The 22,487-nt window shown below is 71.4% G+C and carries 26 protein-coding genes; 20 read left to right on the top strand and 6 right to left on the bottom strand.

Going from position 1 to position 22,487, the window contains the following annotated elements:
• Positions 1-4 precede the first annotated feature (4 nt).
• Positions 5-1,126, top strand: coding sequence for a fructose-1,6-bisphosphate aldolase/phosphatase (fbp, locus tag HHX30_RS09440; protein WP_169981461.1), 1,122 nt, complete (start codon positions 5-7; stop codon positions 1,124-1,126).
• Complete coding sequence (locus tag HHX30_RS09435) at positions 1,126-1,353, top strand: DUF1918 domain-containing protein (RefSeq protein WP_249349818.1); 228 nt, start codon at positions 1,126-1,128, stop codon at positions 1,351-1,353. Before fbp ends, HHX30_RS09435 begins: the two co-directional genes overlap by 1 nt.
• On the opposite strand, the gene HHX30_RS09430 is transcribed toward HHX30_RS09435, so the two are convergent.
• Positions 1,354-1,989, bottom strand: a complete 636-nt coding sequence (locus HHX30_RS09430) for a phosphoribosyltransferase (protein ID WP_182907266.1) — start codon at positions 1,987-1,989, stop codon at positions 1,354-1,356.
• Between the two features lie 105 nt (positions 1,990-2,094).
• Here HHX30_RS09430 and HHX30_RS09425 point away from each other — a divergent pair, with 105 nt between their 5' ends.
• The 18 genes from HHX30_RS09425 to HHX30_RS09345 all read left to right on the top strand — a co-directional run bounded on the left by HHX30_RS09425 (position 2,095) and on the right by HHX30_RS09345 (position 14,838).
• Positions 2,095-3,129 carry a LacI family DNA-binding transcriptional regulator gene (locus HHX30_RS09425; RefSeq protein ID WP_169981457.1) on the top strand — a complete coding sequence of 345 codons (1,035 nt, stop codon included), beginning with the start codon at positions 2,095-2,097 and terminating at the stop codon, positions 3,127-3,129.
• Positions 3,130-3,213: 84 nt separating this feature from the next.
• Entirely contained in the window at positions 3,214-3,486 is a 273-nt protein-coding gene (locus HHX30_RS09420; protein ID WP_169981455.1) for a GlsB/YeaQ/YmgE family stress response membrane protein, read from the top strand.
• Positions 3,487-3,658: 172 nt separating this feature from the next.
• The gene (locus HHX30_RS09415; protein ID WP_169981453.1) at positions 3,659-4,276 is read left to right on the top strand and encodes an SIS domain-containing protein; all 618 of its coding nucleotides are present in this window, start codon (positions 3,659-3,661) and stop codon (positions 4,274-4,276) included.
• Positions 4,273-4,485 (top strand): HypC/HybG/HupF family hydrogenase formation chaperone, encoded by a 213-nt coding sequence (locus HHX30_RS09410; protein ID WP_169981451.1) that lies wholly within the window; start codon positions 4,273-4,275, stop codon positions 4,483-4,485. Before HHX30_RS09415 ends, HHX30_RS09410 begins: the two co-directional genes overlap by 4 nt.
• Positions 4,482-5,159 carry an SIS domain-containing protein gene (locus tag HHX30_RS09405; RefSeq protein WP_311922227.1) on the top strand — a complete coding sequence of 226 codons (678 nt, stop codon included), beginning with the start codon at positions 4,482-4,484 and terminating at the stop codon, positions 5,157-5,159. The genes HHX30_RS09410 and HHX30_RS09405 overlap by 4 nt, the downstream gene beginning before the upstream one ends.
• Positions 5,146-6,210 (top strand): hydrogenase expression protein HypE, encoded by a 1,065-nt coding sequence (locus tag HHX30_RS09400; protein ID WP_169981449.1) that lies wholly within the window; start codon positions 5,146-5,148, stop codon positions 6,208-6,210. The genes HHX30_RS09405 and HHX30_RS09400 overlap by 14 nt, the downstream gene beginning before the upstream one ends.
• A gap of 2 nt (positions 6,211-6,212) precedes the next feature.
• On the top strand, positions 6,213-7,988 hold the full coding sequence (locus HHX30_RS09395; RefSeq protein ID WP_169981447.1) for a nickel-dependent hydrogenase large subunit: 1,776 nt from the start codon (positions 6,213-6,215) through the stop codon (positions 7,986-7,988).
• On the top strand, positions 7,985-8,470 hold the full coding sequence (locus HHX30_RS09390; RefSeq protein ID WP_169981445.1) for a NifU family protein: 486 nt from the start codon (positions 7,985-7,987) through the stop codon (positions 8,468-8,470). The genes HHX30_RS09395 and HHX30_RS09390 overlap by 4 nt, the downstream gene beginning before the upstream one ends.
• Positions 8,467-9,099: a DUF5947 family protein gene (locus tag HHX30_RS09385; RefSeq protein WP_169981443.1), complete on the top strand. Its 633-nt coding sequence runs from the start codon at positions 8,467-8,469 to the stop codon at positions 9,097-9,099. The genes HHX30_RS09390 and HHX30_RS09385 overlap by 4 nt, the downstream gene beginning before the upstream one ends.
• Positions 9,100-9,101: 2 nt before the next feature.
• Entirely contained in the window at positions 9,102-9,752 is a 651-nt protein-coding gene (locus tag HHX30_RS09380) for a DUF6084 family protein (RefSeq protein ID WP_169981441.1), read from the top strand.
• On the top strand, positions 9,749-11,026 hold the full coding sequence (locus HHX30_RS09375) for a hypothetical protein (protein ID WP_311922226.1): 1,278 nt from the start codon (positions 9,749-9,751) through the stop codon (positions 11,024-11,026). Before HHX30_RS09380 ends, HHX30_RS09375 begins: the two co-directional genes overlap by 4 nt.
• A complete protein-coding gene (locus tag HHX30_RS09370; RefSeq protein WP_169981439.1) occupies positions 11,023-11,508 on the top strand; it encodes a hydrogenase maturation protease in 486 nt (161 codons plus the stop codon). Before HHX30_RS09375 ends, HHX30_RS09370 begins: the two co-directional genes overlap by 4 nt.
• Positions 11,502-11,606, top strand: coding sequence for a DUF6893 family small protein (locus tag HHX30_RS43680; RefSeq protein ID WP_396703585.1), 105 nt, complete (start codon positions 11,502-11,504; stop codon positions 11,604-11,606). Before HHX30_RS09370 ends, HHX30_RS43680 begins: the two co-directional genes overlap by 7 nt.
• Before the next feature lie 5 nt (positions 11,607-11,611).
• Positions 11,612-12,019, top strand: a complete 408-nt coding sequence (locus tag HHX30_RS09365) for a hydrogenase maturation nickel metallochaperone HypA (protein ID WP_169981437.1) — start codon at positions 11,612-11,614, stop codon at positions 12,017-12,019.
• Positions 11,967-12,272 (top strand): HypC/HybG/HupF family hydrogenase formation chaperone, encoded by a 306-nt coding sequence (locus HHX30_RS09360; RefSeq protein ID WP_169981435.1) that lies wholly within the window; start codon positions 11,967-11,969, stop codon positions 12,270-12,272. The genes HHX30_RS09365 and HHX30_RS09360 overlap by 53 nt, the downstream gene beginning before the upstream one ends.
• Positions 12,273-12,279: 7 nt before the next feature.
• Complete coding sequence (gene hypD, locus HHX30_RS09355) at positions 12,280-13,404, top strand: hydrogenase formation protein HypD (protein WP_169981433.1); 1,125 nt, start codon at positions 12,280-12,282, stop codon at positions 13,402-13,404.
• A complete protein-coding gene (gene hypE, locus HHX30_RS09350) occupies positions 13,401-14,483 on the top strand; it encodes a hydrogenase expression/formation protein HypE (protein ID WP_311922225.1) in 1,083 nt (360 codons plus the stop codon). Before hypD ends, hypE begins: the two co-directional genes overlap by 4 nt.
• 19 nt (positions 14,484-14,502) lie before the next feature.
• Entirely contained in the window at positions 14,503-14,838 is a 336-nt protein-coding gene (locus HHX30_RS09345) for a hypothetical protein (protein WP_169981431.1), read from the top strand.
• Positions 14,839-14,840: 2 nt separating this feature from the next.
• Here HHX30_RS09345 and hypF read toward each other — a convergent pair whose 3' ends face one another.
• The 5 genes from hypF to HHX30_RS09320 form a co-directional block, all read right to left on the bottom strand.
• Positions 14,841-17,123: a carbamoyltransferase HypF gene (hypF, locus tag HHX30_RS09340; RefSeq protein WP_311922224.1), complete on the bottom strand. Its 2,283-nt coding sequence runs from the start codon at positions 17,121-17,123 to the stop codon at positions 14,841-14,843.
• Positions 17,124-17,137: 14 nt separating this feature from the next.
• Complete coding sequence (locus tag HHX30_RS09335) at positions 17,138-18,307, bottom strand: patatin-like phospholipase family protein (RefSeq protein ID WP_169981427.1); 1,170 nt, start codon at positions 18,305-18,307, stop codon at positions 17,138-17,140.
• Positions 18,300-19,499: a hypothetical protein gene (locus tag HHX30_RS09330; RefSeq protein ID WP_169981425.1), complete on the bottom strand. Its 1,200-nt coding sequence runs from the start codon at positions 19,497-19,499 to the stop codon at positions 18,300-18,302. The genes HHX30_RS09335 and HHX30_RS09330 overlap by 8 nt, the downstream gene beginning before the upstream one ends.
• Positions 19,500-19,502: 3 nt before the next feature.
• Positions 19,503-20,483 (bottom strand): hypothetical protein, encoded by a 981-nt coding sequence (locus HHX30_RS09325; protein ID WP_169981423.1) that lies wholly within the window; start codon positions 20,481-20,483, stop codon positions 19,503-19,505.
• A gap of 69 nt (positions 20,484-20,552) precedes the next feature.
• Positions 20,553-22,238, bottom strand: coding sequence for an Hsp70 family protein (locus HHX30_RS09320; RefSeq protein ID WP_169981422.1), 1,686 nt, complete (start codon positions 22,236-22,238; stop codon positions 20,553-20,555).
• Positions 22,239-22,487 lie beyond the last annotated feature (249 nt).

Genomic DNA, 22,487 nt, shown 5'->3' with positions numbered 1-22,487 from the left:
CCCTATGATCACGTTGAGCATCATCAAGGCCGACACGGGGGGATTCGTCGGCCACACCGCCGTCCATCCCCGGCTGATGGCCGAGGCCAGGCGGGAGATCGAGCGGGCCAAGTCCTCCGGGCTCCTCATCGACGGCCACGTGGACAGCTGCGGCGACGACATCTCGCTCATCATGACCCACACCTACGGCCAGGAGGCGGGGCTGATCCACTCCTTCGCCTGGGACACCTTCCAGGCGACCACGCACCTCGCCAAGGAGCTCGGCCTGTACGGCGCCGGCCAGGACCTGCTGTCGGACGCCTTCTCCGGCAACCTGCGCGGCATGGGCCCGGGCTACGCCGAGATGGAGTTCGAGGAGCGGCCGTCCGAACCGGTGCTGTGCTTCCTCGCGGACAAGACCGAGCCGGGTGCCTGGAACCTGCCGCTGTACAAGATGTTCGCCGACCCGTCCAACACCGCCGGACTGGTGATCGACGAGAAGATGCACGCCGGGTTCGCCTTCGAGGTGTACGACCTGTACGAGGACCGGCGCATCGTCTTCGACTGCCCGGCGGACCTCTACGACATGCTCATGTACATCGGCGCCCCGGCGCGCTACGTGATCCACAGCGTGCGTTCCAAGACGCTGGGCACGACCGCGGCGGCCACCAGCACCCAGCGGCTGTCGCTGATCGCCGGCAAGTACGTCGGCAAGGACGATCCGGTGCTGATCGTGCGCTGCCAGTCGGGCCTGCCGGCCGTGGGCGAGGCGCTGGAGCCGTTCGCCTTCGCGTACTCGGTGGCGGGGTGCATGCGCGGCTCGCACCACGCGCCGTTCATGCCGGTGTCCGTCGGGCAGGCGCACCCGTCGCGGTTCGACGGCCCGCCGCGGGTGGTCGCGCTCGGCTTCCAGATCAAGGACGGCAAACTGATCGGCCCGCGGGACATGTTCGACGACCCGGCGTTCGACGGAGCCCGGCGGCAGGCCGGCGAGGTGATGGACTACCTGCGCCGACACGGGCCGTTCGAGCCGCACCGGCTGCCGCTGGAGGACCTGGAATACACCACCATGGCCTCCCTCACCAAGCGCCTCGCGCACCGCTGGACGCCGATCACGACCGAGGTCGCGACACCGGTGAGTCTGTGATGAACGGGTCGGTGATGAGGGCGTCGGTCGGCGACCGTCTGATCGTCGAGAGCATCACCCGGGGCAGGGCGGGCCGCGTCGGGATCGTCGTGGCGCTCTACCACACGGACGGCTCGCCCCCATACCTGGTGCGATGGCTCGACGAGGAACAGGAGACGCCGTGCTACTACCCCGGGCCCGACGCCCGGGTCGAGCACAACTGGATGCGGCGGCCCGAGAGTCCCTGATCAGCCTGCGGCCTGCCGCAGGCACTCGATCACGTCCTCGTCGCGCGTCTGGGTGAAGTCGTCGTACCAGGCGCCGATCGCGTAGAAGTGATCGGGCGTGTCGAGGCAGACGACCTCGTCGGCGTCCCCGCGCAGGCTCGCGATCGTCTCGGGGGCTCCGACCGGCACCGCGAGCACCACCCGGGAGGCTCCGTGGGCCCGGGCCACCTGGCATGCGGCGCGGGCCGTCCCGCCCGTCGCGATGCCGTCGTCCACCACGATCACGGTACGGCCGGCCAGGTCCACGGGCGTGCGATCGCCCCGGAAACGTCGCGCCCGGCGCTCCAGTTCGGCCCGCTCACGCCGCTCCACCCCGGCTATCTCGTCGCGGGTGATGTTGGCGAGCCGCAGGACGTCGGGGTTCAGCACCCGCACCCCGCCCTCGCCGATGGCGCCGAAGCCCAGCTCCGGTTGGTACGGCACGCCCAGCTTGCGTACGACGATCACGTCCAGAGGGGCGCCGAGTGCCCTGGCGACCTCGAACGCGACCGGCACACCCCCTCGTGGCAGCCCGACGACGACCGCGTCCTCCGCCCCCGGGAGTCCGCGCAACCGCTCGCCCAGGCGCAGCCCGGCGTCCCGACGATCGACGAACACGACAGTCCCCCTACCTTCGCCCTTGCTTCTCACGGTCCGTCCCCGCCGCCGTCCGCGGTAGGGCCGAAGGGCCCGGGGAAACAGCCCGGGAAATAGACTGTCGCCGTGACCTCGACCGACCCGGCCCTCGACGGGGAGCTTCCGCGTCAGAGGCTGACCGTGGCCGAGATCGCCCACCTGGCCGGAGTCTCCGCGCCGACCGTGTCCCGGGTGCTCAACGGCCATGCGGGAGTCGCCCTGACCACCCGGCAGCGGGTTGAGGCGGTGCTGCGGGAGCACGGCTACCGGCGGCGCGACAGCGAACCCGCGGCGATCCTCGAACTCGTCTTCCACGCCCTGGAGAGCCTGTGGGCACTGGAGATCATCCAGGGCGTCGAGCAGGTCGCGCGGGAGCACGAGCTGGCCGTGGTGCTGACCGAGATGGAGGGCAGGCTGACCCCGGGCAGGGCGTGGACCGAGCAGGTGCTCGCCCGCCGTCCCACCGGGGTCGTCGCGGTCTTCTCCGAGCTCACCGTGCAGCAGCAGTCGCAGCTGGCCACCCGCTCGATCCCCCTGGTCGTGCTCGACCCGACCGGCGAGCCGCTGCACCAGACCCCGTCGGTCGGCGCGACCAACTGGAGCGGCGGGATGGCCGCCACCCGCCATCTGCTCGACCTCGGCCACCGCCGCATCGCGATGCTGAGCGGGCCCACCCAGTGGCCGTGCTGCCGGGCGCGGCTCGACGGCTACCGCGCCGCGATGGACGCGGCCGGCGTGCCGGTGGACCCCGCGCTCGTGCGCGTCAGCACGCTGTACGTGGAAGGCGGCCTGCATGACGGGGCCGAACTGCTGCGCCTGCCCGATCCCCCGACCGCCGTCTTCGCCGCCAACGACCTGCAGGCGCTCGGCGTGTACGAGGCGGCCAGGCGGGCCGGGTTGCGCATTCCGGAGGACCTGAGCGTCGTCGGGTTCGACGACCTGTCGTTCACGCAATGGACCGGGCCGCCCATGACGACCGTGAGGCAGCCGCTCGTGCAGATGGGGGCCGCCGCCGCGCGGATGGTCCTGGCCCTCGCGGACGGCGGGCACCTCGAACAGCACCGGGTCGAGCTCGCGACCACCCTCGTCGTCCGGGACAGCACCGCGCCGCCGCGCTCCTGAGCGGCCCTCTCTACCGATTTGTCGGGTTTTGTCCGGTTTTGGCTGGGCAGAAGGGAGGCACCGAACACTAGGGAGGGTGGCAGCATGGCCGTCAGCGGCATCATCTCCGCCATAATCATCGGACTCATCATCGGCGCTCTCGGCCGGCTCGTCGTCCCCGGACGCCAGGCCATCCCGATCTGGCTGACCATAGTCATCGGTATCATCGCCGCCTTCATCGGCACGGCGATCGCCGGAGCGCTCGGAGTCGCCCCCGCGGGCGGGTTCGGCTGGATCCAGCTGATCATCCAGGTGGTGCTCGCCGCGATCGGCGTCATGGGCGCCGTCGCGTTGTACCGCCGCAAGAGCGTCGGATAGGCCGTGTCCCGCCGACGGCCCCGGCCCGGCCGGGGCCGTCGGCGTGTTCGGACTGTAGTGATCTTTACGAAATCACCGACATCTGTTGATTCCCCCCGTCACGGCTCGGCGTACGGTCGTTAACCAGGGGTTTTCCCTGAGGGATGACGCGATCCGGGGGAAGTGGTCCGGTATGGACCAGGCGGTCCTTGCACGTGTTCCGGAGGTCTTCGCGCGCCGCGTGGGCCCGGCGCTCGGCCTGGCCGACGAGGCCGACGCGGTGGCCAGGGCCTGCCACGCGATGGCGATGCGCTTCCACGGCGGCGGGCGGCTCATCGTCTTCGGCAACGGCGAGGCCGCGACCGACGCCCAGCACATCTCGGTGGAGTTCGTCCATCCGGTGATCGTGGGCAAACGGGCGCTCCCGTCGTTCTCGCTCACCAGCGACGTGGCGACGATCACGGGAGTGGCCGCGACGGCGGGCCTGGAGGAGGTCTTCGCGCACCAGCTTCGCCGTCTCGCCGCACCGCGGGACATCGCCCTCGGCGTCTCGCCCGACGGCGGCTGCGTGAACGTGCTCCGGGGCCTGGAGACGGCACACCGGCTCGGCCTGCTCACGCTGGCGCTGACCGGCGGCGACGACGGCGGGCCGATCGGCCGCAGCCCGGCCGTCGACCACGTCCTGATCGCCCGCTCCGCCGATCCCCGTGTGGTCAAGGAGGTGCACGTCACCACCTACCACATCCTCTGGGAGCTGGTGCACGTGTTCTTCGAGCAGCCGGGTGTGCTCGACCCACGGGTGATCTCGTGAACTGCCCCGGCGAGACGTGCGTCACCTGCTCCGACGAGGCGGTCGCGGTGACCGTCGTACGGCTCCTGGAGCAGGACTTCGCGCTCGTCGACACCGGCCGGGGCCGGGAGGTGGTCAGCGTCGCCCTGGTGGACGCCGGGGCCGGCGACACGGTCCTGGTCCACGCCAAGGAGGCCATCGCGGTCGTGCGGGAGGTGGGGCGGCCGTGACCGACGACATGGAGGCGCTCTACCCCTTCCTCTACTCGGAGTCCACCGACCTCGACGCCGTCATGACCTCCGTACGTCAGTCGACGGTGGAGAAGGTCGACGAGATCGTCACCCTGCGCCGGACGGTGCTGGAGCGCGACGGGGACCGGATCGCCGTCTGCGCGCAGGCCTTGGCGGAGTCGTTCGCGGCGGGAGGCCGGCTGTTCGCCTTCGGCAACGGGGGCAGCTCGACCGACGCCCAGGACGTGGCCACGCTCTTCATGAACCCCGGCGGTCGTGCCCGCCCTCTTCCCGCGTTCGCCCTCACGGCGGACATCGCGGTCGTGACGGCGCTGGCCAACGACATCGGCTTCGAGGTGGTCTTCGCCCGGCAGCTCGCCGCGTCCGCCTTCGCGGGGGACATCGCGCTCGGCCTGTCGACCAGCGGGAACTCCCGCAACCTCATCGCCGCGTTCGAGGAGGCGGGCCGGCGCGGCATGCTCACGGTCGGGCTGGCCGGTTACGGCGGCGGCCAGATGGCCGAGCTCGGCACGATCGACCACCTGTTCGTGGTGCCCTCGGCCTCGGTCCACCGGATCCAGGAGGCCCAGACGACCGTCTACCACGCGCTCTGGGAGCTCACCCAGCAGGCCTTGACCCGTATGAGAGCCGGTGACAGCGATGACGGCGCCTGACGGACAGCCAGACGGACAGAACGAGCCTGTCATCCACATCCTGTGGATAAACGCCGGGCTGAGCTGCGACGGCGACTCGGTCGCGCTCACCGCCGCGACCCAGCCGAGCATCGAGGAGATCGTGCTCGGCGCGCTGCCCGGCCTGCCCAAGGTCGCGGTCCACTGGCCGCTGATCGACTTCGAGTGCGGCCCGATGCAGGGCGCGGACACCTTCATCGAGTGGTACTTCAAGGCCGACCGGGGCGAGCTCGACCCGTTCGTGCTGGTCATCGAGGGCTCGATTCCCAACGAGTCGATCAAGCGTGAGGGCTACTGGTGCGGGTTCGGCAACAACCCCGACACCGGCCAGCCGATGACGACCAGCGAGTGGCTCGACCGGCTCGCGCCGAAGGCGACCGCCGTGCTCGCCGCCGGCACCTGCGCGACGTACGGCGGCATCCACGCGATGGCGGGCAACCCGACCGGGGCGATGGGCGTGGCCGACTACCTGGGCTGGGACTGGCGATCGAAGGCCGGGCTGCCCATCGTCAACGTGCCCGGCTGCCCGATCCACCCGGACAACCTGTCGGAGACGATCCTCTACCTGCTCTACCAGCTCGCCGGGCAGGCGCCGATGATCCCGCTGGACCACGCGCTGCGCCCCACCTGGCTGTTCGGCATGACCGTCCACGAGGGCTGCGACCGGGCCGGCTACTACGAGCAGGGCCAGTTCGCCACCGAGTACGGCTCGCCGAAGTGCCTGGTGAAGATCGGCTGCTGGGGGCCGGTCGTCAAGTGCAACGTGCCCAAGCGCGGCTGGATCAACGGCGTCGGCGGCTGCCCCAACGTGGGCGGCATCTGCATCGCCTGCACGATGCCCGGCTTCCCCGACAAGTTCATGCCGTTCATGGACGAACCGCCTGGCGCCCGCGTCTCGTCGACCGCGAGCGCGGCGTACGGCACGGTGATCCGCACGCTGCGGAGCATCACGTTCAAGACGGTCGACAAGGAGCCGAAGTGGCGCGCGAAGGGCCGCGAACTGCTCACCGGTTACAAGGCCCCCTGGAGCTGACGATGACCCGGGAACGCGAACTCGTCGAGATGGCCTGGGACCCGATCACCAGGATCGTCGGCAGTCTCGGCATCTACGCGAAGGTCGACTTCGCCAACCGCGAGGTCGCGGAGTGCTACAGCACCTCGTCGGTGTTCCGGGGCTACAGCATCTTCATGAAGGGCAAGGACCCGCGCGACGCCCACTTCATCACCAGCCGGATCTGCGGAATCTGCGGCGACAACCACGCCACCTGCTCGGTCTACGCCCAGAACATGGCGTACGGCGTGCGCCCGCCGCACATCGGCGAGTGGATCATCAACCTCGGCGAGGCGGCCGAGTACATGTTCGACCACAACATCTTCCAGGAGAACCTGGTCGGGGTCGACTACTGCGAGAAGATGGTCCGCGAGACGAACCCGGGCGTGCTGGCTCGGGCCGAGCGGACCGAGGCACCGCACGCGGCCGACCACGGCTACCGCACGATCGCCGACATCATGCGCTCGCTGAACCCGCTCGAGGGCGCGTTCTACCGCGAGGCGCTGGCGATGAGCCGCACCACCCGGGAGATGTTCTGCCTGATGGAGGGCAGGCACGTGCACCCCTCCACGCTCTACCCCGGCGGGGTGGGCACGGTCGCGACCGTGCAGGTGTTCACCGACTACCTCACCCGGCTGATGCGGTACGTCGAGTTCATGAAGCGGGTCGTCCCCATGCACGACGACCTGTTCGACTTCGTCTACGACGCGATGCCCGGCTACGAGCAGGTGGGCCGCCGGCGGGTGATGCTCGGCTGCTGGGGCAGCTTCCAGGACCCCGGGCACTGCGACTTCGACTACCGCAACATGAACGACTGGGGCCGGAAGATGTTCGTCAGCCCGGGCATCGTGGTGGACGGGAAACTCGTCACCAACGACCTGGTGGACATCAACCTCGGCATCCGCATCCTGCTCGGCAGTTCCTACTACGACGACTGGGCCGACCAGGAGCCGTTCGTCACCGAGGACCCGCTGGGCAACCCGGTGGACATCCGCCATCCGTGGAACCAGCACACGATCCCGCATCCGCAGAAGCGGGACTTCACCGACAAGTACAGCTGGGTGATGTCGCCCCGCTGGTTCGACGGGCGGGACCTGCTCGCGCTCGACACCGGCGGCGGGCCGCTCGCCCGCCTGTGGGTCACCGCGCTGTCGGGCCTGGTGGACATCGGCTACGTCAGGTCCACCGGGCACAGTGTGGAGATCAACCTGCCGAGGACGGCGAGCCTGCCGGACAAGACGTTCGAGTGGCGGATTCCCCGGCGGAACGGGGAGCTGCTGTCCAACGCCGTCGAGCGCAACCGGGCCAGGACGTACTTCCAGGCGTACGCCGCCGCGTGCGCGCTGCACTTCGTGGAGCAGGCGCTGGGCGAGGTCCGTCAGGGGCACACCCAGACGTGGTCGCCGTTCACCGTGCCCGACGAGGCGATCTCCTGCGGTTTCACCGAGGCCGTGCGGGGCGTCCTGTCCCACCACATGGTGATCAGGAACGGGAAGATCGCCAACTACCACCCGTACCCGCCGACCCCGTGGAACGCCAGCGTGCGCGACTTCAACGGCACGCCGGGGCCGTACGAGGACGCGGTGCAGAACACGCCGATCTTCGAGGAGAACCCGCCGGAGACCTTCAAGGGCATCGACATCATGCGCACGGTGCGCAGCTTCGACCCCTGCCTGCCCTGCGGCGTCCACATGTACCTGGGCCGGGGCAGGCAGCTGCGCGTGGTGCACAGCCCGCACGCCTTCACGGGGACGCCATGACCCACGACGTCGCCGCCACCGGTGAGCGGATCGAGCGGCTCATCGCGGAGCTGACCGGCGAAGGAGCCCGGGCCAGGGCCGAGGAGCTCGTGCGGGAGGTCGTCGGCCTGTACGGCGCCGGCCTCGAACGGGTCATGGCGATCGTCACCGAGGCCGGGGCGGCCGGCGCGCTGCGCGGGCTGGTGGAGGATCCACTGGTCTCGGGCCTGCTCGTGCTGCACGACCTGCACCCGCTGACCACGGCCGAGCGGGTGCGGGCCGCGCTCGACGGCCACCCCAATGGTCACGGGGCCGAGCTGCTGAGCGTGGAGGGCGGCGTCGTGCGGCTGCGCCTGGAGGAAGCCTTCGGCGGCTGCCCCTCGTCGCGGAGCACCGTCACCGAGTCGATCGAGCGGGCCATCGCCCGGGTGGCCCCCGAGGTGACGCGGGTGGACGTCGAGAGTGCCGTGACTCTGCTGCAGATCGGCAGGCGCCCCTCATGAGCACCGGCCTGCGCCGCTTCCGCGAACGCGAACGCGAACCGGCCCCGGTCGAGGGGGCGGAACGGGCGGAACAGTGCGAGATGTGCGCCGAGCCCCTGGACGGGGAGCACGGGCACGTCGTCGACCTGGAGACCCGGGCGCTGATGTGCGCCTGCCGAGGGTGCCGCCTGCTGTTCGTCCGGCCGGGCCAGGGGCGGTACCACGCCGTGCCCGACCGCTTCCTCTACGCGCCGTCCTTCCACATCTCCCCCGCCGACTGGGACGAGCTGGGCATCCCCGTGCGTACGGCGTTCTTCTTCCGCAACTCCTCACTCGGCCGGACCGTGGCCTTCTATCCCAGCCCGGCCGGGGCGACCGAGTCGCTGCTCCCGCTCGCGACCTGGGAGCGCGTGCTCGCGGCCAACCCGGCGCTGGCGGACGCCGAGCCCGACGTCGAGGCGCTGCTGGTGGACCGGGCTCCGGACGGGTCGTTCTCCTGCCATCTCGTGCCGATCGACGCCTGCTACCGGCTCGTCGGCCTCGTACGGCTGCACTGGAAGGGCTTCGACGGCGGACGGGAGGCGTGGGAGGCCATCGACGGCTTCTTCACCGCCCTGCGCCGGCGGGCCCGCGTTCCGAAGGAGGTTTGACCTTGGACGATGGTCTCCGCTTCGAATGCCTGGACGCCCGGCCCGAGCCGTACGCGGCCTCGCCCACGCTCGTCTTCCGCCTGCGCGTCACCGACCCCTCTCCCGAGGGCGTCCACGCCATCGCGCTGCGCTGCCAGATCAGGATCGAGCCGCGCCGCAGGCCGTACGGCCCGGAGGAGGCGGCGCTGCTCGCGGACCTGTTCGGCGAGCCGGCCCGGTGGGGCGACACGTTGCGGCCGGTGCAGTTCGCCATGGCACAGACGATGGTGCCCGGCTTCACCGGGAGCACGGTGATCGACCTGCCCGTGCCATGCGGCTACGACCTGGAGGTGGCCGCGGGCCGCTACTTCGCCTCCCTGGACGACGGCGAGATCCCGTTGCTGCTGCTGTTCAGCGGGAGCGTGCTCGCACGCTCCGGCGGGGGCGTGAGCATGCGGCAGGTCCCCTGGCACTGCGAGACCCGCCACCGCCTGCCTGTCGCGGTGTGGCGGGAGACGATCGACACCGCCTTCCCCGGCTCCGGCTGGCTGCGGCTGCGCCGCGACACCGTACGCGAAATCCTCCGTTTCAAGTCCGAACGGGTGCTCGCCACCGTCGACGAAGCCGTGGAAGCCCTGCTGAAAGAGGCGAGCCTGAAGGAGGGATCGCGGTGACCGTGCCGATGGAGGCGGCCCGCCGCGTTGCGGACGCCGTGCTGTACGAGGGCTACCTGCTCTACCCCTACCGCGCCTCGGCGGCCAAGAACCGCATGCGCTGGCAGTTCGGCGTGCTCGTGCCGCCGAACTACCCCGGCGAGCCGTCCGCCAGCGTGACCGAGTGCCTGCTCGAGGCCCCCGACGAGGCCCGGCTCGACGTGCGCCTGCGGTTCCTGCACGTCAGGGGCAAGACGGTCGAGCGCAGGGAGGATGACGGCTACTGGCCCGTGCCGCGGCTGACCGTCGGCGGGCACGACTACCTCAGCTTCGACGAGGCCGGCGAGCGGGAGGCCCGCGCCACGCTGTCCCTGGCCCAGGTGGTCGGCGGGCGGCGCACCATCGAGGTCCGGGTGCCCGGCGAGCGGGTCATCGAGCCCATCGCCGGTCCCGGCGGCGAGCGGACGGGCCGGGTCGTCTGCGAGCACCAGCCGCTCGACGCGGAGATGCGGATCTCCGCCGAACGGCTGCCCGGGCCGTACGGGCTGGTGCGGCTGCGGGTCGAGGTGGAGAACACCGCCCACTGGGAGCGGGCGGACGCGCCGCGCGAGGAGGCCCTGCGCCGCTCGCTGGTCGCCGCCCACCTGCTGATCGGGGTGAGCGGAGGCGCCTTCGTCTCGCTGCTCGACCCGCCGCTGTGGGCCGAGGCGGCGGCGCGGCAGTGCCACAACGAGAACACCTGGCCGGTCCTGGTGGGCGAGCCCGGCCGCCGCGACGTCGTGCTGTCCTCGCCGATCATCCTGTACGACCACCCGGCCATCGCCCCGGAGAGCCCCGGCGACCTGTTCGACTCGACCGAGATCGACGAGCTGCTCACGCTGCGCACGCAGACGCTGACCGAGGAGGAGAAGCGGGAGGCCAGGGTCACCGACCCGCGTGCCGCCGAGATCCTCGAACGGGCCGCCGACCTGCCGCCGGAGCTGCTCGAACGCCTCCACGGCGCCATCCGTCACCTGGAGGTGCCCGCCAGGACGGCGCCGGAGGACGACGCGGTGACCGTGTCCGGGGTGCGGATCGGCAAGGGGAGCCGGGTGCGGCTGCGCCCCGGCGCCCGGCGCGCCGACGCGCACGACATGTTCCTGACCGGGCGGATCGCCCGGGTCGAGGCGGTGTTCCTCGACGTGGACGGGGTGCACCACCTGGCCGTGACGCTGGAGGACGACGCCGGCTCCGATCTCCAGCGCGAGCAGGGACGCTTCCTCTACTTCGCGCCGGACGAGGTCGAACCCGCATGAGAACCCTGGTGGCCGGTGTGGGCAACGTCTTCCTCGGCGACGACGGTTTCGGCGTGGCGGTGGCCCGCCACCTCGCCGCCACCGGCGTTCCCGACGGCGTGGCGGTCGGCGACTTCGGCATCCGGGGCATCCACCTCGCCTACGAGCTGACCTCGGGATACGACCTCGCGATCCTCGTGGACGCGGTCCCGGCGGGTCGGGCTCCCGGCACGCTGTGCGTCCTGGAACCCACGTCTCCCGAGCCGGCGGATCTCGTGGACGCGCACGCGATGACCCCCGGCGCGGTGCTCACGCTGGCCTCCGGCCTCGATCTCCCCCGGGGAGGCAGAGTCCTGCTGGTCGGCTGCGAACCCGCCGACGTGTCGCCGGGGATGGATCTGAGCCCGCCGGTCGCGGCCGCCGTCCCCGAGGCGGCCGGTCTGGTGCTCGAACTGATCGCGAAGGAGTTCGCGGAGTTCGCGGAAGGGGAGCGGCGATGCTGAAACGCGTGGTCCTCGTGCTGCTGGTGGCCGGGGTGGCCGTCCTGGTCGTCCAGTCGCTGCCCGACATCCGACGTTATCTGCGGATCAGAAGGATGTGACCCCGATGCACGAGTTCGGGATCGCCGAGGCGGTGCTGGAGACCGTCGAGCACCGGGCGGACGGCAGACGGGTGCGCCGGGCCCGGGTGCGGGCCGGCGCCCTGCTGCGCATCGCGCCCGCGGCCCTGAACCAGGCCTTCTGCCTGGCCGCCGCCGGGACGGTCGCCGAAGGAGCGACGCTCGACCTGGTCATCGAGCCCGCCCGGCTCATCTGCCGGGGGTGCGGCCACTCCGCGCTGTGCGCGGACCCGCTCACGATCTGCGGACTGTGCGGGGGGATCGACGTCGACACGGAGGGCGGGGACAGCCTCGTCCTCGAATCCATCCAGCTCGACCCCGACACCACTGCGGAGGTGTCCCATGTGCCTGGGCATTCCCGGCGAGATCGTGGAGATCCCGCCGGACCAGACTGACCTCGCCAAGGTCGACGTGAGCGGGGTGCGGCGGGCCGTCAACATCGGCCTGCTCGACGGCCAGCCCCTGGGGCCCGGCGACTGGGTCCTGATCCACGTCGGTTTCGCGCTGTCGAAGATCGACGAGGCCGAGGCCCGGGCCGCGCTGGAGTTCCTCGAAGGCATCGGCCAGGCGTACGAGGACGAGCTGGCCGCGCTGCGTGACTCGTCCATCGGTGACTCGTCCATCGGCGACTCGTCCACAGAGAGGTGAAGGACCCATGCGCTTCGTCGACGAGTACCGCGACGCGGACAAGGCGCGGGCGCTGTCCGCCAGGATCGCGAGCCTGTGCGAGCCGGGCCGGTCGTACAAGTTCATGGAGGTGTGCGGCGGCCACACCCACACCATCTACAAGCACGGGCTGGAGGACTACCTGCCCGAGACGATCACGCTGGTGCACGGCCCCGGCTGCCCGGTCTGCGTGATCCCGATGGGCCGCGTGGACGACGCCGTCCACATCGCGGAGCAGCCGGACGTGATCATGACGTCGTTCGGCGACATGATGCGGGTGCCCGGCGGGCGCGGGTCGTTCTTCGACTCCACCGCGCAGGGCGCCGACATCCGCATGGTCTACTCGCCGCTGGACGCCCTGAAGATCGCCCGCCGCAACCCGGAGCGCCGGGTGGTCTTCATGGCCATCGGGTTCGAGACCACCGCGCCGTCGACCGCCATGACCGTGCTGCGGGCGGCGGCCGAGGGCGTGCGCAACTTCTCGGTCTTCTGCAACCACGTGACGATCATCCCCGCGATCAAGGCCATCCTGGACTCGCCCGACCTGCGCCTCGACGGCTTCATCGGCCCCGGTCACGTGTCCACGATCATCGGCTGCCGGCCGTACGAGTTCATCGCCCGCGGGTACGGCAAACCGCTGGTGGTGGCGGGCTTCGAGCCGCTGGACATCCTGCAGTCGGTCTACATGCTGCTGCTCCAGCTCGCCGAGGGCCGCTCGGAGGTCGAGAACCAGTACGCCCGGGTCGTGCCGTGGGCGGGCAACGTCAAGGCCCTGCGGGCGATCAACGAGGTGATGGAGCTCCGGCCGTACTTCGAGTGGCGCGGCCTCGGGTTCATCTCCCACTCCGCCCTGCGGATGCGGGAGAAGTACGCGGCGTACGACGCGGAGCGCCTGTTCGCGATCCCCGGCGGCCGGGTGGCCGACCCGAAGGCGTGCCAGTGCGGCGAGGTGCTCAAGGGCGTGCTCAAGCCGTGGGAGTGCAAGGTCTTCGGCACGGCCTGCACGCCGGAGACGCCGATCGGCACCTGCATGGTGTCGTCCGAGGGCGCCTGCGCGGCCTACTACAACTTCGGCCGCTTCTCGCGGCAGCGGGTGAGGGAGGCGACGCGGTGACCGAGACGACCCGTGAGCGGCAGGTCCTCGAACGCATCGACCGCGCGCGGCAGCGGAAGGCCCGTGTGCGCGAGGAGCACATCACGATGGCCCACGGCGCGGGCGGCAAGGCCACCCAGACCCTGATCGAGGCGGTCTTCCTCGACGCCTTCCGCAACCCGCTGCTCGAGCCGCTGGAGGACGGGGCGGTGTTCGGCGCGGGCGGCGCGCGGCTCGCGTTCACCACCGACTCCTACGTGGTCTCCCCGCTGTTCTTCCCCGGCGGCGACATCGGCGACCTCGCCGTCAACGGGACCGTCAACGACCTGTCGGTGTGCGGGGCCCGGCCGCTGTACCTGTCGGCCGGCTTCGTCCTGGAGGAGGGTTTCCCGGTCGAGGACCTGCGGCGGATCGCGGCGTCGATGGCGAGGGCCGCGGCGGCGGCGGAGGTGTCGATCGTCACCGGGGACACCAAGGTGGTGCAGCGCGGCAAGGCCGACGGCTGCTACGTCACCACCGCGGGTGTGGGACTGCTGGAGCGGGACGCGCGTCTCGGCGTCGCGACCGCCCGTCCCGGCGACGCCGTCCTCGTGTCCGGCCCGATCGGCGAGCACGGCGTCACGATCATGCTGGCCCGGGGCGAGCTGGACATCGAGGCCGACGTGACCTCGGACACCGCCCCGCTGAACGGTCTGATCGCCGCCCTCCGGGCCGCCGCCGGCGAGGAAGTGCGGTGCCTGCGGGACGCGACGCGCGGCGGGGTCGCGACGATACTCAACGAGATCGCCCGGGCCTCCGGCGTCGCCGTCGTGGTCGAGGAGGACGCGGTGCCCGTACGACCCGCCGTACGCGGAGCGTGCGAGCTGCTGGGCATCGACCCGCTCTACGTCGCCTGCGAGGGCCGGATGGTCGCGGTCGTGGACGGGGAGGCGGCCGGGGCCGCGCTCGCCGCCCTGCGGGGCCACCCGCTCGGCGAGGGCGCCGCGATCGTCGGCCGTATCGGGGACGATCCCCCGGGCCTGGTGCTGCTCAAGACCGCCTTCGGCGGCACCCGGATCATCGACGTGCTGGTCGGCGACCCGCTGCCGCGGATCTGCTGACCGGGGAGGTGACTTCAAGATGAGCGAGACCGAGCGGGCGGGCGATCTGGCGTTCCGGCCGGAGGCCGCGGGCGAGCCCGGGCCCGGGCGGAAGCCGTCCGCCGAGGAGGAGTCGGGCGTGCCCGCCACGGACACCGAGGCGAAATCCCCTCTCGGCGCGGGCGAGAGCCTCAGCCGGGGAGGCGAGGAGACCGCCCAGCGAGAGCGGGAGCCCGGGCGGGACCAGGAGGGCGTGCGGGGCGAGGCCGACCGGCCGCACGGCCGCTCCACGCTCGAGGACTCCACCGGCATCGAACCGGAGGGGCCCATCGACGAGGAGAGTCCTCCACTGCCCGCGGGCGACCAGGGCGGCTGAGGTCAGGCGCGGTCGAGCGCGGCGGCGACGGCGGCCTGCCCGAGGCTGACGCCGCCGTCGTTCGGAGGGACGCGGTGGTGGGTGAGCACCGTGAAGCCACGCTCCTCCAGCAGGGTGACGGCCCGGCCGAGCAGCAGCAGGTTCTGGAACACGCCGCCGGACAACGCGACCGTGGACAGGCCGCGGGCCTGCCTGATCAGGGCGCAGCCGTCGGCGACGACGCGGGCCACCGCGTTGTGGAAGCGCGCGGCGACGACGTCGCGCGGCACCCGCGCGCGCAGGTCCTCGGCGACCGCGCGGACCAGTGCCACGCCCGGCACGGTGAACCGCGTGCCCGTTCCGGCGAGGTCGCAGGGATAGGCCTCGTCCACCGCGGGGTCGGCCAGCTGCTCGAACTCGACCGCGGCCTGGCCCTCGTAGGTGATCGCGTCGCGCACGCCCGCGACCGCCGCCACCGCGTCGAACAGGCGGCCCATGCTGGAGGTGGGAGGCGCGTTCCCGCCCCGGCGGGCCAGCGCGACGACGGCCGCCCACCGTCCGGCGTTGCGCCGTACGACGTCCAGGTCCTCCGGGACGTCCCCGTCGTAGGCGAGATCGAGATAGGCCGCCGCCATGCGCCAGGGCTGCCGGATCGCGGTCGCGCCCCCGGGCATCGGCACCGGCGCCAGGTGGCCCACCCGTTCGAACCCGGCCAGGTCGGCCACGAGGAACTCGCCGCCCCACAGCGTGCCGTCCGTGCCGTACCCGAGGCCGTCGAAGGCGACCCCCGCGACCGGCCCGGCCGCGCCGTTGTCGGCCAGGCAGGAGGCGATGTGGGCGTGGTGGTGCTGCACGCCGACCAGGTCCGCGTCCTGGTCGAGGGCCCACTTCGTGGACAGGTATTCGGGGTGCAGGTCGTGCGCGACCACCTCGGGCGTGATGTCGAACAGCCGCCGGAAGTGCTCGACGCCCTCGGTGAACGACCGCAGGGTCTCGTAGTTCTCCAGGTCGCCGATGTGATGGGAGACGAACGCGCGGTCGTCCTTGACCAGGCAGAACGTGTGCTTCAGCTCGGCGCCGCAGGCGAGCACGGGCCGGGGGGCCGCCCGGGCGAGCGCCAGCGGATGCGGCACGTATCCCCGCGACCGCCTGATCGGCAGATCGCGGCCCCGGAAGACCCGTACGACCGAGTCGTCCGTGCGGATGTGGATAGGGCGGTCGTGGGTGAGGAAGGCGTCGGCGATGCCGCCGAGCCGTTCCATAGCGTCCTCGTCGCGGTAGGCGATCGGCTCGTCGGACACGTTTCCACTGGTCAACACGGTGGGCCCGCCCAGCGCCCGGAGCAGCAGGTGGTGCAGCGGGGTGTAGGGCAGCAGCACGCCCAGCCACCGGTTCCCCGGTGCCACGGACGGTGCGACGGACAGTGCGGCGGAGGCGTCCGGCAGCCGCCGCAGCAGCACGACGGGGCGGGCGGGCCCGGTCAGCAGGCGCTCCTCGGCCGGGTCCACCACGCACAGCCGCCGTGCCTCGTCCAGGTCGCCCGCCATCACCGCGAACGGCTTGTCCTCGCGGTGCTTGCGCGACCGCAGCGCCGCCACGGCGGGCTCGTCCGCCGCGAGCGCCGCCAGGTGGTAGCCGCCGAGCCCCTTGACCGCCAGCACCCCGCCCGCCCGCAGCAGCCGTACGGCCCGCGCGAGTGGGTCGCCTGCCGGGTCGCCGGCGCTCCCGGAACCGACGAAGCGCAGCCGGGGCCCGCAGGCGGGGCAGCACACGGGCTGGGCGTGGAAGCGCCGGTCGGCGGGGTCGTGGTACTCCCGGGCACAGTCCGCGCACATGCGGAAGCCGGTCATCGTCGTGTTCGCCCGGTCGTAGGGCACGTCGCGGACGATGGTGAAGCGCGGCCCGCAGCCGGTGCAGTTGATGAAGGCGTAGCCGTGCCTGCGGTCGGCGGGGTCGGTCAGCTCGCGCAGGCAGGCGTCGCAAGTCGCCACGTCCGGCGAGACGAGCGCGCGCCGGTCCCCGCAGGCCGTGCTGGGCGCGATCACGAAGGTCCCACGGCCGGTGACCGGCGCCGGGCCCGTGCTGATCCGCTCGATCACCGCCAGCGGCGGCGGATCGCCGGCCAGCGCGGCGAGGAACTCCTCGACCGGCGCGCTGCCGCCCTCGACCTCGATGAAGACCCCGCGCTCGTCGTTGCCGACGACCCCGGCGAGGCCGAGCCGCGTGGCGAGGCCGTACACGAAGGGCCGGAAGCCGACCCCCTGCACGATCCCCTCGACCCGGACGGCGACGGCACGCCTGCTCACCAGCACATTGTCCATCAGGACTCTCGCCGCTCCGGTGCCGGTCCCCGGCGGGCACGATTGTCCAGGACCCGCTGGACCTGGCCGCTCATGAAGCGCTCGGCCTCCCGCAACCGGCGCGCGGACATGACGAGCCGGGTCGTATCAGTCAGCAGCCGTTCCATGTCGTCGTAGCCGCGCCCCCTCAGCCGTTGGCAGGTGCCGGGAGAGAAGTCGAGCAGGCCGCTGACCGAACCGAGCGCCCCGCCGGGCACCAGGCCGTCCCGCGGGCGCACCTGCAGCAACGTGAGTCCCTCGTGCTCGACGTGCTTGACCGGTTCTCCGGGCGAGAGGTGGACGACGATCACTATGTCGCAGTGGTCGAGATCGGCGAGGGCCCGGATCGGCGTGTTGTCCCTGCCCAGCATGCCGTCCCGGTAGTACCTGCCCGCGACCTGCCGGGGCCGGAACAGGAAGGGCAGCGCGGCGCTCGCGAGGACCGCCTCCTTGATCTCGGCGTGGTTCAGCCCGTTGAGGGTGATGATGTGCGAGCGCACTCCGAGCACGCCACCGATCCAGTCCGTGGCGGTCTGCACGAGCTTCAGGTGCCTCAGGTGCCGCAGGTCCGCCGGCGGGAGGATGGGGTACGCGGCGACCCGCATCGTGGTGCCCGTACGCAGGGCCTCCGCGTCGATCGCCTGATCGGCGAGCCTCTCCAGATCGCCCTTCGAGCCGAGCAGACGGGCCACCCTGGGGGCGAGATTGCCGAAGCGCTGCACCAGGGACTCGTGGGCGGGGCCCTTCTCCCCGAACGGCGCGTCGCCGAACGCCTCGCTGAAGGCGGACCACAAGTCCACCAGGCGTGCGGCGCCCTCCTCGGGCGTGGGCGCCCCCGCGAGGACCACGCCGTTCAGTGCGCCGATGCTCGTGCCGGCGATCGCGGTGATCCGTACGCCGGCTCGGGCCAGGCACTCGATCGCGCCCACCTGGTAGGCGCCCTTCGCCGCCCCACCCGCCAGCACCAGCCCGAAGCGGTGCTCGAGCGGGTCGTCCGGCTGCCCGTGCGCGAGCGGCGCCGGAAGAGCCTCGCGCGCAGGGAGGGCCTGACGTGACGGCGGCATCGGGCGCGCGCCGAGCGCGAGCGCACGCTTCCGGGCGGCGGCGAACGGATCGCCCGAGGATCCGCCGGCTTGCTGCCCCTCACCCATCGGCCGAATCCCGTCCCGCCTGGTCCTGCTGCGCCTTCTCCCTGCGCAGCCGTTCCTCGCGCAGGTCGGCCCGCGCCTGGCGGGCGGCTTCGGCCTGCTCGTCGATCGTCCGCCGGACAAACTGCCCGAAAGTGACATCGGACAGGTGCCCGTAGTCACGCCGGGCCTCGTCCACCGCCGTACGGGACGGATCCTCGGGACGGGTGCCGGGATCGCGGGCGCTCAGCTCCAGGGCACGGGCCAGGGCGAACCCCATCGGCCGGTGCGGCGGCCGCAGATTCGCGGGGAGCCCGACGCCGAGCAGCTCCGCAACGAGCCGTCGTTCGTCGGGATCGCGCAGCTCCTCAGTCGCCCGCTCGACGATCCTGCGCATCGTCCTGGTTCCGTCCCAGCCGAGGTCGCGGCGCGCGACGGCTGCGCGCGGATCGGACAGGATGTCGTCGGCCAGCCGCTCCCGCCAGCTCCGCTCTCCCGTGATGAACTCGTGGAGACCCGCTTCGGCCATGGCGACCTCCCGCGCCAGCAGCGTCACCTGTGCAGCCCAGGGCAGACCCGAGTAGGCGTCCTGGTTCCGCCAGCGCCGTACGGCCATGTCCGCTCCCGCCCAGGCCGTCCGCCACAGATCGAGCTCCAGGGCACGACGGTCGAGGTCCAGCAGAGCCCTGGCGTGCGCGTCGAGGACCTCGGTGTGCGCGACGAGTAGTTCGCCGTGCTCCCCCAGGACCTGCTCGTGGAATGCCAGCCGACGGTCGATCTCCGCGATCTTCCGGTCGATCTGAGCGAACCGCAGATCGACCGCGTCGATGAACTCCGCCATGATGCCCGCGAGCTCGCGGACCTCGGCCATGGCCTCGTGGGCGAGCCACTCGGCGTGTGCTACCTCGTGCTGGAGTTCCTCGATTTCCATGGCTAGCAGGCCCACGTTGATGTCCGTGAACCGCAGGTGCTCGCTGAGCTCGCGCGTCCAGGCCACCATGCTGCGCTGAACCGTAGCGGACGCCCGGCCCCGCTCCAGGCCGCGCCTGCGATGCACGCCCGTGAAACGGGAGACGCAGCGGCGCAGGAACCCCTCCTTCTCCCCCGCCGCCACCATGTCGTCCATCGTGTTGAGCGCGTTGACGACCTCCGCGAGCGCCCGGTCGCCGATCAGCGGGAAGCGGGGGGCCAGACGCCACACCTCGAGCGGCTGCACCGATCACTCTCCCCGCTCTCGACGGGTGAACACGGACGGGGGCAGGATCTTCCGCCCCTGCGCGTAGTAGGCGGGCGTGACGACAAAGTCGACCTCCTCACCCGGCGCGCACGCCGTCCAGATCTCGTGCTCCTCCGGGTCGGCGACGGTGCCGAACGGCAGGTCGAAGTCGAACCGTACGCGGTGTCCCGTCCCCGCCAGCCCGCGGCGCACGTCGTCGGCCTCTGCGCACACACGGGCCAGTAACTGCTCCTGCCGCGGCGGCAGCCGCAGCCGCCCGTGGTCGGTCGCCACCGCGGTCAGCCACGACTCCATCCGGTCGCCCGGCTCGGTGAGGGCCCGGCTCATCTCGCGCACCAGCTCGGCCTCCCTGCGCAGCACGTCGGTGGGTTTCTCGTCGTCCACCCGCGTCTCCGTCAGTTCCGGCAGCCGCTGTGTCAGCAGGGCCTTCATCCGCGCGCCGAACCCGAAATGCACGAGGAAGTCGTCTCGGGTGAGGTCGTCGCGTTCCCTCACCCGCCGCTCCCTGACCAGGTCCACCGTCTCGGCCAGCCGGTGCACGGTCTCCTGCAGAGGGACCAGGGCGGCGAGCGTGTCGCGTACGCCGGACAGGTCGCTCTCCTGCGCCTCGACACGCGTGTGCAGCCCGTCGGTCCGCGCGACCACGTTCTCGACCCGTCGGCTGATGTCGTCCGCCCGGTTCGCGGCGTCGCGTGCCAGGCCGTACGCCCAGTCCGCGCGCGACGCGACCGCCGCATGGCGGGCCGCCCCCTGCTCGACCGCGGCGACCCTGGCCCCGAGTTCGTCGACCTGCCTTTCCAGCCGCCGGACGTCCGCCGCGAGGTCCCTGGCGAGCTTGTCGACCTCCTGACGCAGGACCTGCCACTCGGCCTCGGCCCCGGGGTCCGCCGGCCGTCCCTCCGCGTGCCGGCCGGGATTCCGTGCCGGGCCGTCCGGGGACCGCGGTAGGGTCTCGTACCCCATGCCCGTGTCCTTTCTCTCCTTCAGCGGCTCCTTCGGCCGGCGTGAGAACCAGCACACCGTGCGCTCCTCTCAGTTCATGCGCTCGAAGTCGACGGCGGCCTCGGTCTTCTGCATCGTGGCCAGGTTGACCGCCTCAACCTGGATGTTCGAGCGGCCGAAGTACAGCAGCAGGCCGATGGGGCGCTCGTCGACGTCGCGGCCGACCGAGTCGCTGATGTCAACGTCGAACGCGCCGATCTCCTCGCAGCCCTCCTCGTCGACGTAGCGGGGATCGAGCTTGCGGGTGCGGAAAAGGCGCACCTGCGCCGCCGTCTGCTCCCGGCTCGTCGGAGCCACCCCGAAGGGGAACGGCTCGTCCACCGCCACGCTCTCCCCGCGGCGTACCGCGATCTTGAAGCGGCCGACGCAGAGCATCTCGCCCTCGCTACCGCGGATCTTGCGCATGGGGGAGTCGACCCCTCTCTCCCACGGCTCGGCGATCTCGAAGCCGTACGTGTACTTCGAGCGGCGCGACAGCAGCACCCGCGGGTTGTAGGCGTAGTGCAGGGCGCCCTCGAACACGGCCATCGCAGGGTTCGGCGGCACGAGGATGCGGTGGCGGTCCCCGAACCTGCGCCGGATCCGCTCCTTGAGGTAGGTGGACATGGAGAAACCGCCCACCAGCAGCAGCGTCTCGGGCTCGCGGCCCGCTTCGTCCCCTCTGCGGATCTCAGCGAGCTGCTCCTCGATCTTCTCGAGGATCCTGCTGACCACGCCGTCGTCGAACAGCGCCTCCACCTCCTCGGGACCGACTATGACGCGGTACGGCTTTCCGCCGGCCTGCGCGGTCAGCCGTGCCCTGGCCTCGGTGTCGAGGAGGTCCCACACCCCCGCGGGCAGGTCCAGCCGCACGGTGTCGACGAAGTGGACCTCGCCGTCGGCTCCGCACTCGACCTCCGCGGTGGTCTTCCACCGCTCCCACTGCTCCTCCAGGGCGAGGAGTTCCTCGGCGTGCTCGTCCCGCAGGCGCCGCATCACCTCGGAGCCAAGCCGCCGCGGCAGGATTTCGGCCCTGAACGCGTGGTTGACGTACTCGGAACCGAGCTTGCCGCCGGTGGCGACGCCGATCTCCTTCAGCGCGATATTCTCGCCCGACGTGCTCGAGGTCTCGTAAGCGGTGATGTCGACCGTCCCGCCGCCGCAGTCGACCACCATGAAGCGCAGCCCGTCGATCTCCAGGCCGATGCGTTCGCCACGGGAGCCGTCCGCCAGTTCGGCCATCCTCAAGTAGCAGAACAGGGCCGCCGCCTCCGGCTCGATGGACAGCAGCAGCCGGTCCTCGTCGTCGGGAAGCCCCGCGTCGACGGCGGCCTGGCGCATCAACTGCTTGTCCTTCTCCTCCCAGATCGCCGGAACGGTGATGCACCAGCGGATCTCCCGTTCCGTATAGCCCGCCCCGCGGATCTCGACCACAGCCACCGTGTAGATCTCCTTGAGGTAGGCGACCACCAGGCGCCGCACCTGGTCGCGATCGGCGAGGTCGAGGAAGCCGCCAGCCGTGGGCATGCCGCCGTCCTTCGCCTCGGGCTTGAGGGCCATCTTGAAGGCGTAGGCATATCCCAGGTTCTCGGTCTCGCCGCGGTCCATCGCCTGGTTCCACTGCTTACGCGCCTGATGTCCCCATGCAAGCGTTTCGCCGTTTTTATCGACGAGGATGGCGGTCAGGTTCTTTGGATAGTCCACCCGCGCACCCGGGTACTGGGTGTAGTACTGCACCTTCCGGGTTTCCGGATCGTCGTTGAGCGGGGAAACGACCGTCCACGCGAATCCCGTCCCGTGAGTGCCAAAATCAATCGCTGCGACCACTTTGTGCTGATTCATTCCCGGCAAACCCCTCCCGTGGCCGTACGAGCTCTCGCCCTTCCGGATCCTTCTTCCGACAGGGTCATCCGCCCACGGAGGCAACGGAAGGCATCTGGCGTTGCCAACTAAACCGGCAACGAGGCAACATCCCACCGAAACCAG

Source organism: Microbispora sp. H10836, assembly GCF_012999525.1.
Lineage (GTDB): Bacteria > Actinomycetota > Actinomycetes > Streptosporangiales > Streptosporangiaceae > Microbispora.
This window is presented reverse-complemented; position numbering and strand designations above follow the sequence as displayed.

Bases quoted from the DNA above. Each gene is read 5' to 3' on its own strand.
- fbp (WP_169981461.1), top strand. From the start codon at position 5: ATGATCACGTTGAGCATCATCAAGGCCGACACGGGGGGATTCGTCGGC.
- HHX30_RS09325 (WP_169981423.1), bottom strand. From the start codon at position 20,483: ATGGGGTACGAGACCCTACCGCGGTCCCCGGACGGCCCGGCACGGAAT.
- hypD (WP_169981433.1), top strand. From the start codon at position 12,280: ATGCGCTTCGTCGACGAGTACCGCGACGCGGACAAGGCGCGGGCGCTG.
- HHX30_RS09395 (WP_169981447.1), top strand. From the start codon at position 6,213: ATGACCCGGGAACGCGAACTCGTCGAGATGGCCTGGGACCCGATCACC.
- HHX30_RS09390 (WP_169981445.1), top strand. From the start codon at position 7,985: ATGACCCACGACGTCGCCGCCACCGGTGAGCGGATCGAGCGGCTCATC.
- HHX30_RS09400 (WP_169981449.1), top strand. From the start codon at position 5,146: ATGACGGCGCCTGACGGACAGCCAGACGGACAGAACGAGCCTGTCATC.
- HHX30_RS09385 (WP_169981443.1), top strand. From the start codon at position 8,467: ATGAGCACCGGCCTGCGCCGCTTCCGCGAACGCGAACGCGAACCGGCC.
- HHX30_RS09360 (WP_169981435.1), top strand. From the start codon at position 11,967: ATGTGCCTGGGCATTCCCGGCGAGATCGTGGAGATCCCGCCGGACCAG.
- HHX30_RS09420 (WP_169981455.1), top strand. From the start codon at position 3,214: ATGGCCGTCAGCGGCATCATCTCCGCCATAATCATCGGACTCATCATC.
- HHX30_RS09365 (WP_169981437.1), top strand. From the start codon at position 11,612: ATGCACGAGTTCGGGATCGCCGAGGCGGTGCTGGAGACCGTCGAGCAC.
- HHX30_RS09335 (WP_169981427.1), bottom strand. From the start codon at position 18,307: ATGGGTGAGGGGCAGCAAGCCGGCGGATCCTCGGGCGATCCGTTCGCC.
- HHX30_RS43680 (WP_396703585.1), top strand. From the start codon at position 11,502: ATGCTGAAACGCGTGGTCCTCGTGCTGCTGGTGGCCGGGGTGGCCGTC.
- HHX30_RS09345 (WP_169981431.1), top strand. From the start codon at position 14,503: ATGAGCGAGACCGAGCGGGCGGGCGATCTGGCGTTCCGGCCGGAGGCC.
- HHX30_RS09370 (WP_169981439.1), top strand. From the start codon at position 11,023: ATGAGAACCCTGGTGGCCGGTGTGGGCAACGTCTTCCTCGGCGACGAC.
- HHX30_RS09415 (WP_169981453.1), top strand. From the start codon at position 3,659: ATGGACCAGGCGGTCCTTGCACGTGTTCCGGAGGTCTTCGCGCGCCGC.
- HHX30_RS09435 (WP_249349818.1), top strand. From the start codon at position 1,126: ATGAACGGGTCGGTGATGAGGGCGTCGGTCGGCGACCGTCTGATCGTC.